9 protein-coding genes, 8 tRNA genes and 1 rRNA gene are annotated in these 13,674 nt (G+C 38.6%); 1 reads left to right on the forward strand and 17 read right to left on the reverse strand.

Translation table 11 applies throughout. From position 1 onward, the window contains the following. Nucleotides 1–50: 50 nt before the first annotated feature. The 7 genes from AC1DOS_RS00840 to AC1DOS_RS00870 all read right to left on the reverse strand — a co-directional run bounded on the left by AC1DOS_RS00840 (nt 51) and on the right by AC1DOS_RS00870 (nt 6,077). Nucleotides 51–1,022, reverse strand: a complete 972-nt coding sequence (locus tag AC1DOS_RS00840; protein ID WP_477536031.1) for a CdaR family protein — start codon at nt 1,020–1,022, stop codon at nt 51–53. Beyond that, nucleotides 1,015–1,851, reverse strand: coding sequence for a diadenylate cyclase CdaA (cdaA, locus tag AC1DOS_RS00845; RefSeq protein ID WP_108587833.1), 837 nt, complete (start codon nt 1,849–1,851; stop codon nt 1,015–1,017). Before cdaA ends, AC1DOS_RS00840 begins: the two co-directional genes overlap by 8 nt. Before the next feature lie 129 nt (nt 1,852–1,980). Next, a complete protein-coding gene (locus AC1DOS_RS00850; protein WP_477536032.1) occupies nt 1,981–2,607 on the reverse strand; it encodes a zf-HC2 domain-containing protein in 627 nt (208 codons plus the stop codon). A 12-nt stretch (nt 2,608–2,619) separates the two neighbouring features. Next, nucleotides 2,620–3,183, reverse strand: coding sequence for an RNA polymerase sigma factor SigW (gene sigW / locus AC1DOS_RS00855; RefSeq protein ID WP_477536033.1), 564 nt, complete (start codon nt 3,181–3,183; stop codon nt 2,620–2,622). A gap of 227 nt (nt 3,184–3,410) precedes the next feature. Continuing rightward, nucleotides 3,411–4,316 (reverse strand): arginase, encoded by a 906-nt coding sequence (gene rocF / locus AC1DOS_RS00860; protein ID WP_477536041.1) that lies wholly within the window; start codon nt 4,314–4,316, stop codon nt 3,411–3,413. A 70-nt stretch (nt 4,317–4,386) separates the two neighbouring features. After that, complete coding sequence (locus AC1DOS_RS00865) at nt 4,387–4,968, reverse strand: GNAT family N-acetyltransferase (protein ID WP_477536034.1); 582 nt, start codon at nt 4,966–4,968, stop codon at nt 4,387–4,389. Nucleotides 4,969–5,006: 38 nt separating this feature from the next. Beyond that, nucleotides 5,007–6,077, reverse strand: coding sequence for a citrate/2-methylcitrate synthase (locus tag AC1DOS_RS00870; RefSeq protein WP_477536035.1), 1,071 nt, complete (start codon nt 6,075–6,077; stop codon nt 5,007–5,009). 102 nt (nt 6,078–6,179) lie between these two features. Between AC1DOS_RS00870 and AC1DOS_RS00875 the strand changes: the two genes are divergently transcribed. Next, nucleotides 6,180–7,061 carry a LysR family transcriptional regulator gene (locus AC1DOS_RS00875; protein ID WP_477536036.1) on the forward strand — a complete coding sequence of 294 codons (882 nt, stop codon included), beginning with the start codon at nt 6,180–6,182 and terminating at the stop codon, nt 7,059–7,061. A gap of 250 nt (nt 7,062–7,311) precedes the next feature. Here AC1DOS_RS00875 and AC1DOS_RS00880 read toward each other — a convergent pair. From AC1DOS_RS00880 to rrf, 10 genes are all read right to left on the reverse strand, one after another. Further along, nucleotides 7,312–7,384: transfer RNA gene (locus AC1DOS_RS00880), tRNA-Ala, on the reverse strand. A 21-nt stretch (nt 7,385–7,405) separates the two neighbouring features. Beyond that, nucleotides 7,406–7,478, reverse strand: a tRNA-Lys gene (locus tag AC1DOS_RS00885). A 19-nt stretch (nt 7,479–7,497) separates the two neighbouring features. Then, nucleotides 7,498–7,572, reverse strand: a tRNA-Gln gene (locus AC1DOS_RS00890). A 19-nt stretch (nt 7,573–7,591) separates the two neighbouring features. Continuing rightward, nucleotides 7,592–7,675, reverse strand: a tRNA-Tyr gene (locus AC1DOS_RS00895). 15 nt (nt 7,676–7,690) lie between these two features. Continuing rightward, nucleotides 7,691–7,766 (reverse strand) — tRNA-Val (locus tag AC1DOS_RS00900). Between the two features lie 172 nt (nt 7,767–7,938). Continuing rightward, nucleotides 7,939–8,013 (reverse strand) — tRNA-Glu (locus tag AC1DOS_RS00905). A gap of 38 nt (nt 8,014–8,051) precedes the next feature. Further along, a tRNA-Thr gene (locus tag AC1DOS_RS00910) sits at nt 8,052–8,124 on the reverse strand. Between the two features lie 563 nt (nt 8,125–8,687). Beyond that, the gene (locus AC1DOS_RS00915; protein ID WP_477536037.1) at nt 8,688–13,043 is read right to left on the reverse strand and encodes an alpha-amylase family glycosyl hydrolase; all 4,356 of its coding nucleotides are present in this window, start codon (nt 13,041–13,043) and stop codon (nt 8,688–8,690) included. 333 nt (nt 13,044–13,376) lie between these two features. Beyond that, a tRNA-Asn gene (locus AC1DOS_RS00920) sits at nt 13,377–13,451 on the reverse strand. 14 nt (nt 13,452–13,465) lie between these two features. Next, a 5S ribosomal RNA gene (rrf, locus tag AC1DOS_RS00925) occupies nt 13,466–13,581 on the reverse strand. Nucleotides 13,582–13,674 lie beyond the last annotated feature (93 nt).

A 13,674-nucleotide genomic window follows, 5' to 3' on the forward strand; every position in this document is an offset into this window, starting at 1 on the left:
TTCAATACATCAAGAATCAGATTCTGATCTCGAACATTTGGCTCTACTGTTTAAGGCGAGCCATCTTTAGGCTCTTTAACAGGAGCTGGTGTAACATCTGCTTCCACTTCTATTTGTGACTCAGAAGTTTTAGAAACCCCTTTAGGCAGCGGGATTTTTACTTTAAGGTGTTTCGAATCCTCTAATTTACTGATATCAACGTCTACAATAATAACGCTTAAATCATCTATTGCTGCACGATTTCCATAAACACGTACATTTCCAAACGATGGGCTTAGCTCATTAATTGTAACGCCTTCTTTGGGTTTCCCAGTTTGCCTTAGAGTGATTGGTACTTCTTTGCTATATTCTTCGATTTCAACCGTCACGTTTACTTGTTCTGGTTCGATGGCGACATTTAATTTCGATAAATCCTTATCCAGTACCTTCACACTTGCTTCTTGTGAAAATGTTTTATCGATCCCTTGATCCCCTGAAACTGTCGCTTTAACAAAGCTAATACTATCAATAACGCTCTTCGCACCAGTTATTTGCACCCGTTGAGGATCCGATTTCATAGTAGTCACCACAAAGTTTTCAGCTAGTAATCGATCATTAAATTCAGGTTCTATAACTAATTCTCGAGTTATTTTCTCTTCAATATTAACTTCAATATAAGAAGGATCCAAAGTGACTTGTAGCCGGTCTGACACGTTTTCAGCTTGAAGCATGACATTGTGTTCTCCCATATTCATCGAGCGTAAATCCACAAAGACAGTAAAATCTTGCAACTGTTTTGCCGTTTGCACATCGGATGTAGGTCCTTCTATCGTCATGTCCACGGTTTCAGGAACGCCCGTGACTACTAAGTTGTCATCGTCATAATATACTTCTACCGGCACATCACGAATAATATCCGTCATATTTCCGTTAGTCGCTGCGTTTAAGTTTTCTTCATCAGACTTAATCGTTAAGAACAAAAGCATGGCGAGTAGTAGCGCTGTGATTCTCAAAAACCACGGGCTATCCATCATTTTATCCATTCTTTTTCCCCCTCCATGTCCATTTAGAATTGCTTACAAGTTCAGGTTCTGGTCCGAACCACACTTTACGTAAGCGTTTTTCAAATTCTTCAATGGATAGATTTCGGTGAAGGTCTCCGTTTGATGTTAAACTCACTGCACCGGTTTCTTCAGAAACGATAATCGTGATCGCATCGGTTACTTCGCTTATACCAAGCGCAGCGCGGTGACGAGTTCCAAGCTCTTTTGAAATAAACGGACTTTCGGATAACGGCAAATAACAAGCGGCTGCCGCTATTTTATTTTTTTGCATAATGACCGCTCCATCATGAAGTGGCGTATTCGGTATGAAGATATTAATCAATAATTCCGATGTAATTTCAGAGTTCATTTGAATTCCAGTTTCAATATAATCACTTAAACCTGTTTCGCGTTCAATTGAAATCAACGCACCAATACGGCGTTTTGCCATATAACTTACAGATTTCGTTATCGCTTCTATTAAACGATTTTGCTCTTCCGCTTCTTGAAGGCTTGTGCGGGCAAATAACTTGCCTCGTCCAATTTGTTCGAGGGCGCGTCTTAGCTCGGGCTGGAAAATAATAATAACGGCAAGGAAACCCCAGTCAATGATTTTTTGCATCATCCAACCAAGTGTATCCAAACCAAACGTTTGCGTTAGCACCCGAACAATTATAATTACAAAGATTCCCTTTAATAGCTGGACCGCTTTCGTTCCTTTTATTAAAGTAAAAATTTTATAAATGACAAACCACACGAGTAGCACATCAAGTATATTAACGAGCACGTTTACCGGCGTCAAATCTGTGAATTGGTCAATAAACGGCATGTGGCATCCCCCACTTTTCTTCACGTATTCATATGAAATCAGTATAACATAAGGTCCAGTACTCTGCTTTACCATAAGAGAAAAGCACAAAGCACCCGAAAAAAATAAGCCTTCCTTTTTCGGAGAGACTTATTTTTCTGCTTTATCAAAAGACGACGTAATCTCTTTCGTTATTGATTTCATTTTGTACCAGAGCCAATCAAATACTTGATTAATCTCTTCTATTTCCCCAGTTACATTAGCTGTTGATGCCGTATATTGCGTTCCATTGATAACCGTTACATCGCCATTGACATCTCCATCAATTTGAAGATCGCCATTTTTAACCACAATGTCTCCATTTACCGTTTCACCAGCTGGAACAATTACTCTTTCTCCTTCAACCACAATATTCGGTTGTTTTGTAAAAGAGAACTGTTGATCATCATTAAAACTGCTAAATAAAGATGCACTCATTAAAATCATGAACAAGGCCGCTGCCGTCAGTAACGGGTGGCTATGGAACCAGCGTTTCATTCCTACTTGAGAGGTTTCTTTCGGCATACGTGCAATAACGCCTTCTACAAAACCACTTGGTGCTGTTATATGTGAAGCGCTCTGAACGAACACAGCGACTTTACTTAATTCATTCATATGTTGCTGACAAGTTGTACAACTCGTCAAATGTGCCTGAAGCTCCAGCTCATGTTCACGACTAATGTCACCGTCTAAATGTTCATGCATATAGTGAACGATATGATCTGGGCAGTTATTCATTGTAAACCCCTCCTACATGTTACTCAGTTGCTTTCTAAGAGCTTCCCGTCCTCTATGAATACGTGTTTTCACAGTACCAAGTGGCATTTCTAAAATATCACTAATTTCTTGGAGTGGTAAATCCTCCATATATTTAAGGACAATCACTGCCCGGTATTTATCCGGCAGTCGACTAATTTCATATTGAACACGGTCTTGCATTTCCATTTTCAACACTTCTTGTTCCGGTAATTCTTCTTTAGAGGCAATTTGCGAATACATATTTAATCCTTCAGTGCCCGCAACCTCTGCATCTAAGTAATAATCCGGTTTCTTCTTTCTTATACGATCGATACACAAATTGGTTCCAATTCGGTACAACCAAGTTGAAAATTTTCGATTTGTATCAAATGTATGTATGTTAATAAAGGCACGAACAAAAGCTTCCTGGGCAATATCTTCCGCTTCGTGTTGGTTACCAAGCATACGATAACATATTCGATACAATTTATCTTGAAACAGCTCGACAATCTCCGCGAATGCGTTTTGATCGCCTTTTAACACTTCTTTTATTCGTTTATTAATCAACGCATCCATCAAAAATTCTCCTCCGCTCGTGCGGCTGTCTTACTTATACGGATTAAAGGTTAGACAGGTTTCATCATTTTTTAAATTATATTAATTATATCAGAATTTTTTTCAAAATACTTACAGTTTTTTAGAAAGTTTATCCATTATTAAAATGCAAATTCTATGATCATTTTCCACCAAAAAACTGTTCGACCTTAAGCAATTAATGCTAGGTCGAACAGTTTGGTTAAAACTTATAATAATTTTTCTCCGAACAATGAACCTATTAGAGCTACTGCAACATCAGCCGTTTTATTTTTTTCATCCAAGATAGGATTTACTTCCACAAATTCAGCAGACGTAATCATATCAGAGGTAAACAACATTTCCATCGCTAAATGACTTTCTCGGTAACTAATACCACCTGGTACAGGTGTACCAACACCTGGCGTATAAATCGGGTCAATTCCATCTAAATCAAGAGATAAATGCACACCATCGACTTCACGGTCTTTTAAGTACCACATCGTTTGATCCATAATTTCAGTCATCCCAAGCTTATCAATGTCATGCATCGTAAATACTTTAATCCCTTGTTCTTTAATTATTTCACGTTCACCTGGATCGATTGAACGTGCGCCAACAATGACTACATTTTCAGGTTTGATTTTAGGTGCAAACCCTCGAATATTCACTAAATTTTCATGACCTAATCCAATACTTACCGCAAGTGGCATCCCGTGAATGTTTCCAGACGGAGACGTTTCTCCCGTATTTATATCCGAATGCGCATCGTACCAAATCACACCTAGGTTTTCATAACGATCGCCTAAACCCGCTAATGTTCCAATCGCAATACTATGGTCGCCACCTAGAATTAGTGGGAATTGACCATTTTCCATAACGTCATGAATTTTATTAGCTAAAGCAGTACTCGCATCTGTTACTTCTTTTAAATTTTTTAGATTAGTATCTGGTGAAGCAGCTTTTTCAGCAGCTGCAATTTGAATATTGCCTTCATCGGTTACTGTATGGCCAATCTCTTGTAAACGCTCAACTACCCCAGCATAACGAATCGCACTTGGTCCCATATCAACTCCGCGACGATTTTGACCCAAATCCATTGGTACACCAATTAAAGATATATTTAAATTATTCATCATTTTATACCTCCCCATTTCCTTAAGTCTATTGTAAAACGGGAAGGGGTGTTGGCTCAACTGGACATGATTATGAATAAATATTCATTTTCTCTTCCAGTCTATTTTTAATAAGTTCCCAGTCACTATCAATAACTGAATACATTACTGCATTGCGCGGTTTACCAGTCGACCGTATACGTTCATTTCGAACAATACCTTCTTTTGTTGCACCGAGTCGTTCAATCGCTTTTTGTGATGTTACGTTTTCTTCATCTGTTTTAAATTGAACACGGATCATTCCGAGTGTTTCAAAAGCATAGGTAAGGAGCAACCACTTCGTAATCGTATTAACATGCGTTCGTTGATAAGCTTTTCCATAATAGGTTCCWCCAATTTCACACGATTTATTCGCATAATCAATGTTGTAAATTCGTGTGGAACCAAAAAATTCATCCGTTTCTAAATTGGCAACCACAAATACAACGGCTGTATTCGAAGTTTTCATTTGTAAGTAACTAGCTTCCATCCATTTCTCAAATTCTTCACTAGTTTGGATTTGATTGAGCATATGCGTAAATATTTCTGGTGTGGTCAATTTCCACAAACGCGAGATATCAGATTCTTTCATAGGACGTAATGTTACATTTTCACGCATTAAAATTACACTCAAATCTAGCAACTCCTTAAATTAGCACTATTACAACTTACTCATACGAACTTTTTGCCAATATAAACTGACTGTGGTCTAAAAATTGTATTATCTCCAGCCTGTTCTATTGCATGTGCTGTCCACCCAACAATTCTTGCCAAACTAAAGGTAGGTGTGAACAAAGCTGGGTCAAGATCTATTGCGCGCATAATAGCAGCCGCATAAAATTCTACATTTGTGTATAACTTACGACCAGGTTTACGTTCATTTAACAACTGAATTATTTCTTTTTCTGCAAACGTCGCTAAATCCAACCATGCATCTTCACCCTGCAACGCTAAACATTTTTCGCGTAGCAAGATAGAACGAGGATCTTCCGTTTTATAAATACGGTGACCGAATCCCATAATACGCTCGCCTTTCTTTAGTCTTTCTTCTATTACTGCACGGACATGTTCAGGCGACTTCATGTCATCTAATAAATCAAGTACTCCTGAAGGCGCCCCTCCGTGCAATGGACCTTTCATAGTACCAAGTGCGGACACAATCGCTGAAGGAATATCAGACTCAGTTGAGATGGTCACTCTTGCTGCAAACGTCGATGCATTTAGACCGTGCTCCATTGTTAATAACAAATATGTCTCTAGCGCTTCAACTTGTGCAGATGTTGGGGATATCCCTGTTAGTAAGTATAAAAAGTTTGCGGTGTGTCCAAGATCATCTCGAGATTCTACTGGTTGAAGTCCCCGTTGTTTTCTATAAAACGTTGCCACGATGACCGGTAATGCTGCTGTAAGTAGTATTGCTTGTTCATCATTTGGTTTTTCCAGAAAAGATGTTGTTCCGAAAACAGCAATAGCTGCTTTCATGGCATCCATGACTTGCAGGTCATTTGGCAAAGTTTGAAGTAAGTTATGCACATGCTGTGGAAGAATTCGCCCTTTTATAAACAACGGAGAAATCGATTTCTTACTTCCTGTCCATAAGAATGTGGACAACTCTTCAAATGTCGTATTTGGAATGACCTTATCCACAAGTTCTCCACGGTATCGCAATTCTCCTTTTTCTCCATCCACTGATGCAATCTTCGTATGAACCGCCACCACATCTTTTAATCCTTTTTGAAACATACTATCGCCTCCTATACTTGCAGTATACGTTTGAAAATTGATTATAAATATTAAATAGTTATAATTAAATCAATTAATTTCTTTAATTAACGGGAGGATTATATGCAACTTCAATGGCTTAAAACATTTAGCATGGCTGCAAAAACATTAAACTTTCGTAAAACATCTGAACAATTGTTAATGTCTCAACCGAGCGTGACTGTTCATATTAAATTGTTGGAAGATTTTTTAGGGGTTTCATTATTTGATCGCAACAAAAATAGTGTAACGTTAACTGACGCCGGTAAGTTATTTATACAAAAAGCCGAAAACCTCCTTCTCCAATTTGAGGAGAGTGTGCAAACCATTCATGCATATAAGCAAGGATTCCGAAGAACTTGGACGATTGCCATATCTCCATTACTAGCAGAAACCATCTTGCCCTACATATTACGAAATTTTATGAAGCAACATCCAGACCTCGAAATCACAATCCGTGTAGAAGAATCAAACTTAATTGAATCACTCGTCGATTCTGGGGATGTCCATCTAGGAATTTCAGCAATAGATGCGCATTCAAAGCATCTTCAATCGATTCCGATTTTCGAAGAACCTCTTTTGTTTATCGTGCCTGTGGATAATTATGATGATGAAACTGGACCTCCTATCGATGTAATGGACTGCTTGCGCACTCATACATTACTGACCCACCACCACCCAGTATTCTGGGAAGATGTACTGGTCCTACTAAGAGAACATATTCCTGGTTTGCGTACTATGAAAGTATCACAAGCCCATATCACCAAGCGCTTCATTCAAGATGGTCTTGGCATTTCGTTTCTTCCGCATTCGATTGTTAGAAGAGAATTACTTGAAGGTCGATTAATGAAAGTCCCTTTTGATTTATTTGAATTACCGAAAGTCACCACTTATGTTTTAGTAAAGAAACAAGACGACTTGGCGAAAGAATTCATCCATTTGTTATCAACTCATTATTTCGGATAAACCAAAAGGCCCTTCTGCTGTATCGAAGGACCTCTGACTGAAATTTTTTCCTATGCGCGGTTTTCTTGATTTGCCTTTTCTTTGAGCGGTTCTTTGTCGACTATTCTCAAATTTTTGTCTACTATGCGCGAAACTATAAAAAACTACTTTGATTTTTGGGTTCGCTGTAGTCTCAAAGTTGGTGCTTGCTTATCTTTCAAAAAAAGACACATGGAATGTGGTACATTCCATGTGTCTTTTTTATATATTATGGAGCCTAGCGGGATCGAACCGCTGACCTCCTGCGTGCAAGGCAGGCGCTCTCCCAGCTGAGCTAAGGCCCCAAGAAATTTTTTGTAAAAAAGTGAGCCATGTAGGATTCGAACCTACGACCCTCTGATTAAAAGTCAGATGCTCTACCAACTGAGCTAATGGCTCGTACATATTAGAAAAGAAATGGCTGGGGAACCTGGATTCGAACCAGGGCGTGACGGAATCAAAATCCGTTGCCTTACCGCTTGGCTATACCCCAACAAACATATCTTAAAAAATGGTGGAGGGGGGCGGATTCGAACCGCCGAACCCGAAGGAACGGATTTACAGTCCGTCGTGTTTAGCCACTTCACTACCCCTCCAAGGGTAAAAAATTATGGTGGAGGATGACGGGCTCGAACCGCCGACCCTCTGCTTGTAAGGCAGATGCTCTCCCAGCTGAGCTAATCCTCCGTTAAAAAGAATGAAAAGCTGCGTATTTCGTTGTCACTTGCACAGGATGTGCTGGCTTCTACGTTGCCACAGGACGTGGCGAATTTAGTAGAAGAACATCTCCGACTCGTTTCCTAGAACTACTTGCTTTTGATTCTTTTTACATACTGGTTAAAGTTACGTAAAAAGAAATTGGTGACCCCTACGGGATTCGAACCCGTGTTACCGCCGTGAAAGGGCGGTGTCTTAACCGCTTGACCAAGGGGCCTAATGACAATATTTGACGAGTATGTATTTTTGGAAAAAAGCTTCCAACCGGGCTCGAACCGGTGACCTCTTCCTTACCATGGAAGCACTCTACCTGCTGAGCTATGGAAGCAAGAAGATAAGGCATTAAAACGGTTAATTCACGTCACTCTTAAAGCGGACAAGATTTATTCTAATGGAGTTACAATAGAATGTAAAGAGTTTTTTTCATTTTCATCAAAAATCTTATACTTTGGTTAAAATAACTCTATAAAGGTTGATTATCAATAAATTAATATACAAGTTCAAATTCATTTATTTAATATTAAATATTTTTTTTAATAACATTTCCTTGCTACTTTTCATAGAGTCTCTTATCCGCAATTATACTATTATCTTCTTGAATTTTTCTTACTCTAACCTCTACTTGGATAAGCTTTAGAGCCTTTGAGAAAGGTAATCAAAAATAAAAATCACATCTGTTTAAAAGGTCTAGCTTACTCAGCTTGACCTCTTATTTTTTGTCAAACAACCAAAATAGACAATAATATTATGTCTATTTAAAGACTTGCTATTCCCATTTATGTTAGGAATAAAGATAGTCCTGTTTATTGATATTTCTTCAGTTAAGTCCAGAGATAATCATATCCTTATAAATAAAGAGCTGCCTTTTTCTCGGCAGCTCTTTATTTTTTGTTAGTTCTTAATAATAGACATCATGATAACCTTTGTATTTTTCGCAATGGCGCCACCGTCATTTTTAAAGATAGTCGTTTTACTTTCTTCTGACGGTTCAATTCGAATGCTCAGCTCATTCTCTCCGTCTTGCAAGCTCACCGTGTGCGTGAATGTCATATCATCGTTAATTGTCACTGCGTCTCCGTTAATAGTTAAAACGCCTTCTTTGATTGCATTTCCTTTAAGTGTAATTGTGTCAGACGTAACGCTTTGTCCATTGGTATGTGACGTCACAACTACAGGCATATCTATCCAGCGTAAAATCTTATCTTGAACAACCATTTCGTTACCACCTTGGTTGGTGACCACAAAACTTAAGTCGGTTCCTTCAGCCCCATAACCGTAAAAGCTCACATCATCATCATTTACGTTTCCTGGAGTGTGATCCGCAAGACCCTCTTGATCCCACGAATTGTTTTTTGCATATTTGTAAGTGATAACTTCGCCTTCTTGCGCTTCAAACGTATATTCATAATCGTTTGTTACAGCTCCACCACGTGTCATCTTCCATGCACCTGTATTCCAACCATTTTTACTACCTGGCATCGTAATATCGATACCTTGTGGAGTGTATGCCGGTGCATTAACCTTCATTGTTACTTTTACCAATACTAGATCAGGTATCACGCTAATAGCGTTTGATTTCACACGGTTACCTGCTTTGTCATAAATATGCACTTCATAAGAATAGCTCTTTCCATTTGTAACATTCATATCTTTATAGGTACTAGCATTTGTATCTAGTAATTGGGCAATCACTTCTCCATCACGGACAATTGTATATAGATATGGTTCATTTGCATCTTCAACCGACCATGTCAGATTAACTTGACCTGATTCTTGTGTCGCTTGATTTAACAATACAGCTGATGCCGGATCAGTTACATCTTGTCCTTTAGTAAATGACACAGTTTTCGTTTCAGATGTTACCCAGCTTCGCCCTAAATCGGTTGAAAATGCATAACGGTATTCGTACAAACCTTCGTTGAACGGTAGGAATGAACTGTTGAAATGATTAAAATGGTCATTTTGGCTAATATAGTTTGCTTTATGCGATATCCAACTTTCTTTCCCAGGTTCTTTAACTTGAAGTTCAGCTTGTAGGCCTTCTGCTAAGTCACTTTCTGTTTCCCCTTTAATTAATATATCGACTGAGATATTTTGCGCTTTAGACAAATCAATTATTCCATCTTCAAGAATAGAAAGATTCTCAATCTCATAATTCTCTTCGGTTAAATCAACATGTGGAACAGCCGCTTTATTAATTTCTGCCTTTATAGATTCGTTTCCATCCTTATCAACCGCAACGACTGCGAAATAATAGTTTCGTCCGTTATCTAATCCTTCAATGTTAATTTCTTTTTTCTTAGTTATCGCAACTTTTTCATAAAAAGCACCTGATATGGTTGTTTGATAAATAGCAAAGCTCTCTCCATGTCCTTTCCAAGAAAGGTTAATTGTGTGACTGCTTTCAGTTACTTTTATTTTTGAAACAACATCGGGTCTCTGTAAGTTTTGCCCTTTGTCAGAAACGAGCATTCGTCCGTTCAATGACGGCACTGTAACTGTCAGCATTCCATTTTTTACTGTCGCTTTGTATTTCTTATCTAGCTGATCAATAAGATTTACGTTATTCACAATAAGTTTTTTCACATCTAACTCTATCGTTTTACTTTCACTGCCACGGTTTGTAATAACCAGCGCAACATTTTTTTTATCAGAACGTGTATAAGCTAAAACATCATCTTTCGCATACAAGTGATTTAAATCACCATGGCTGAATAGATTATGAAAGTCGCTTCTCACTTTCCCGATTTTCTGATAGTGCTTCACAAGGTCTTTATCTTCATTACCCCATGGGTACGTTCTGCGATCATCCGGATCCTTGGACCCTGTAACACCAGCTTCATCTCCATAATACATGGTTGGAGCACCTGCATAGCCCATTTGTAAAATCGATGCAATCTTCAATCGTTTAACACCTAGCTCATGATTGTAGTTCGGGTCAAGTTCTGCCTGTTCAAAGGAATCTGTTCCATTTCCTAATACAAATGCTGCACGTGGTGTATCGTGAGATCCCATTAAATTCATCAAGKAGTAAAATGCCTCTTGAGGATAGTCTTCAAATACCGCGTTCAGCTGATCTTCTGCCCCTTTTGCATTGCCGTTTTTGAGATAATCAATCATAGCTCCACGGAAACGGTAGTTCATAACAGAATCATACAAATCTCCAAGGAAGTATTCCGATGCGTCATCCCAAATCTCTCCAAGGATTAGTGGCTCTTCTTTTTCATCTGTTTTGAGTTCTTTTCGGAACTCTCTCCAAAACTCTGTATCCACTTCGTTCGCTACGTCTAAGCGCCATCCTGAAGCGCCACTGTCAAGCCAAGATTTTGCAACTGAATTCTTGTCATACATAATATAATCTGCGAAATCTTTGTTGTTTAACTCTGAATCATAGTCCACCGCTTCACCTGGCACAGACTTGATTTCTGGAAGGGAGTCAAATCCCCACCAAGCTTGATATTTGTATATACCATTAACTTTTTCATTTTCAATGTTAAACCAATTATGAAAACCATATGTGCTGAACTTCTGTCCTTCTGCTAATAGTTTTTCTTTTGTTTGTTCTATCGCGCCTTCTTTAGTTAAGTCTGAATTATCGTTCATCAGATTGTAGATACTCGACCAATATTCATAAGCACCTACAGTTTCGTATTTTCCATAACGGTCAAAATAAATAGAATCATCACCTACATGGTTGAATACTCCGTCTAAAATGAGATGCATCTTACGTTTCTTCAGTTCTTTTGTGAAATTTTTGAATTCCTCAGGTGTTCCAAACATCGGATCAATTGCTTTGAAATCCGCCGCATCATACTTATGGTTCGAAGATGCGTAAGCAATTGGATTCAGATATAACGTGTTTACACCAAGTGATTGGATGTAATCAAGTTTTTTCTGCACACCTGCAATGTCACCACCGAAGAAGTCGTTCGACCAGATTTCGTCACCTGAGTAGCCTTCCGTTTCAGCTAGTCTTGGATTATCAGGAATTTCACCCCACTCCTGATGCTCAATCGGCTCCGTTCCACGGGCAGTAGTTTTACTATCGTCGTTTTTCTTATTGCTATTGAAAAAACGATCCGGGAAAATTTGATAGACAACAGATTCTTTCATCCAATCTGGTGTTTTATAAGAAGGATCGTAAACCGTCATTTGGAATAAACTCGCATTTGAATCGCCCGTCGACCCTTTTCCACCTTCTTGTGTGTCTTCCCCGTACTCTTTGAGTGCTTCTCCATCTCGGGCAACGAATTTATAGCCATAGACACCTTTATCATTCGGTGTAACTGTTGCTTCCCATAGCTCAATTTCATTTCCATCGATAGTTGTCCAACCTGCATTCACCATGTCTTTTACAATGGTGTTACCTGAATTGTAGTTTCTCAACATGAGTTTAGCAGATGTTAAATCACCCTTTTTCGTTTGAAGGCGCAATGTTACTTCTTCCCCGGCCTTTATCGCTCCAAATGGGGACCTGAACGCTTCATTCCATGTATCATGAAAAAGTTTTTCTCCTGTTATGCTGCCATCAGGGAGTCCTGTATCGTAATCGGTATAGACTTCTTTCGAATCGTGGTTGTAAAAGAAGGTCACAGTTGAATCTTTTACAACAGTAAGCACAAAATTATTCGATGGAAATGATTGAGCATCCCAATTGTTTCCTAGTACAATTTTAAACTCGTGTTTTCCTTTTGGTACTTGGGTTGTGTACGTATAGATATTGTCAACATTTTCATCTTGCAACAATGCTGTCGATTCTCCAGGTGACCACTCACTACCTGCACTAATATCCGGCTGGATATCCCCAACGATTCGGGGTGTTTGTTCTTCAGGTAATGGTTCTGGAATAATTACTTTTTTTGTGTTGTCATCATAAATAAAAGTCACCTCTTTTTCATTATCTATAGTGAGTACATAATTATCCCCACCAACTACTCCGTCAACACCATAATTTTCATCCCATGAGATGCCAATTACAATTTTGTATTCATAATTTCCTGCGGGGAGAGTGCCAGTAAATTTATACTTTCCATCCGCTTGAAGCTTCATAACAGTCGCTTTATCAGCAGGGTCCCAATCTCCAGGAGCTCCAAGTTCACTTTGAAGATTACCAACAAGTGTAACTATCTTTTCTTCAGCTTTTGCTATTGTTGGTTGAAATAATGTTACCGGCGCAATCGTTTGCATAAACAGAGTAAAAAATAAAAGCCAGACAAAAACATTGCTTGTAGTATTTCTCTTCCCCACAAAAATCCCCCTAGAATAATTTTTTAATAAAAGCGACAGACCACTCAAATAAAGATAGCGCTTTCATTTCTACATTATGTCACACTATCTTTTATTGGAAAATAATCCATTCGAAGGAATGATGAGTTATTGTATAGTTATTTTTTCTCATTTTTCAGTTAATTATTATTACTCCTAGTATTTATTCAACACAAAAAAGCCATCCACCCCTCAAGTAGTTAACTTAAGAGAAGAATGGTTTAATAAGTTTTTTCAATATGTATATACGCAGACCTATAAAGCCTCTTCCTTACTATAGAAAATTCAACCTGGCTATCTATAGAAGTATGAAGATGGCTCCGAAGGTAGGACTCGAACCTACGACCAATCGATTAACAGTCGATTGCTCTACCACTGAGCTACTTCGGAATAAAATAAAAAAAGCCTAGCGACGTCCTACTCTTGCAGGGGGAGACCCCCAACTACCATCGGCGCTAAAGAGCTTAACTTCCGTGTTCGGTATGGGAACGGGTGTGACCTCTTTGCCATTATCACTAGACTTATTGAGTGTTTGTTCACTCAAAACTGGATAAACGGGCCATTGAAAGCCATTCAAAATTGTGGTTAAGTCCTCGATCGATTAGTATTCGTC

It is taken from the genome of Paenisporosarcina sp. P5_A11 (assembly GCF_056400705.1).

Coding starts and splice junctions, on each gene's coding strand:
- AC1DOS_RS00840 (WP_477536031.1), bottom strand. CDS start 1,022: ATGGATAAAATGATGGATAGCCCGTGGTTTTTGAGAATCACAGCGCTA.
- cdaA (WP_108587833.1), bottom strand. CDS start 1,851: ATGCCGTTTATTGACCAATTCACAGATTTGACGCCGGTAAACGTGCTC.
- AC1DOS_RS00850 (WP_477536032.1), bottom strand. CDS start 2,607: ATGAATAACTGCCCAGATCATATCGTTCACTATATGCATGAACATTTA.
- sigW (WP_477536033.1), bottom strand. CDS start 3,183: ATGGATGCGTTGATTAATAAACGAATAAAAGAAGTGTTAAAAGGCGAT.
- rocF (WP_477536041.1), bottom strand. CDS start 4,316: ATGAATAATTTAAATATATCTTTAATTGGTGTACCAATGGATTTGGGT.
- AC1DOS_RS00870 (WP_477536035.1), bottom strand. CDS start 6,077: ATGTTTCAAAAAGGATTAAAAGATGTGGTGGCGGTTCATACGAAGATT.
- AC1DOS_RS00875 (WP_477536036.1), top strand. CDS start 6,180: ATGCAACTTCAATGGCTTAAAACATTTAGCATGGCTGCAAAAACATTA.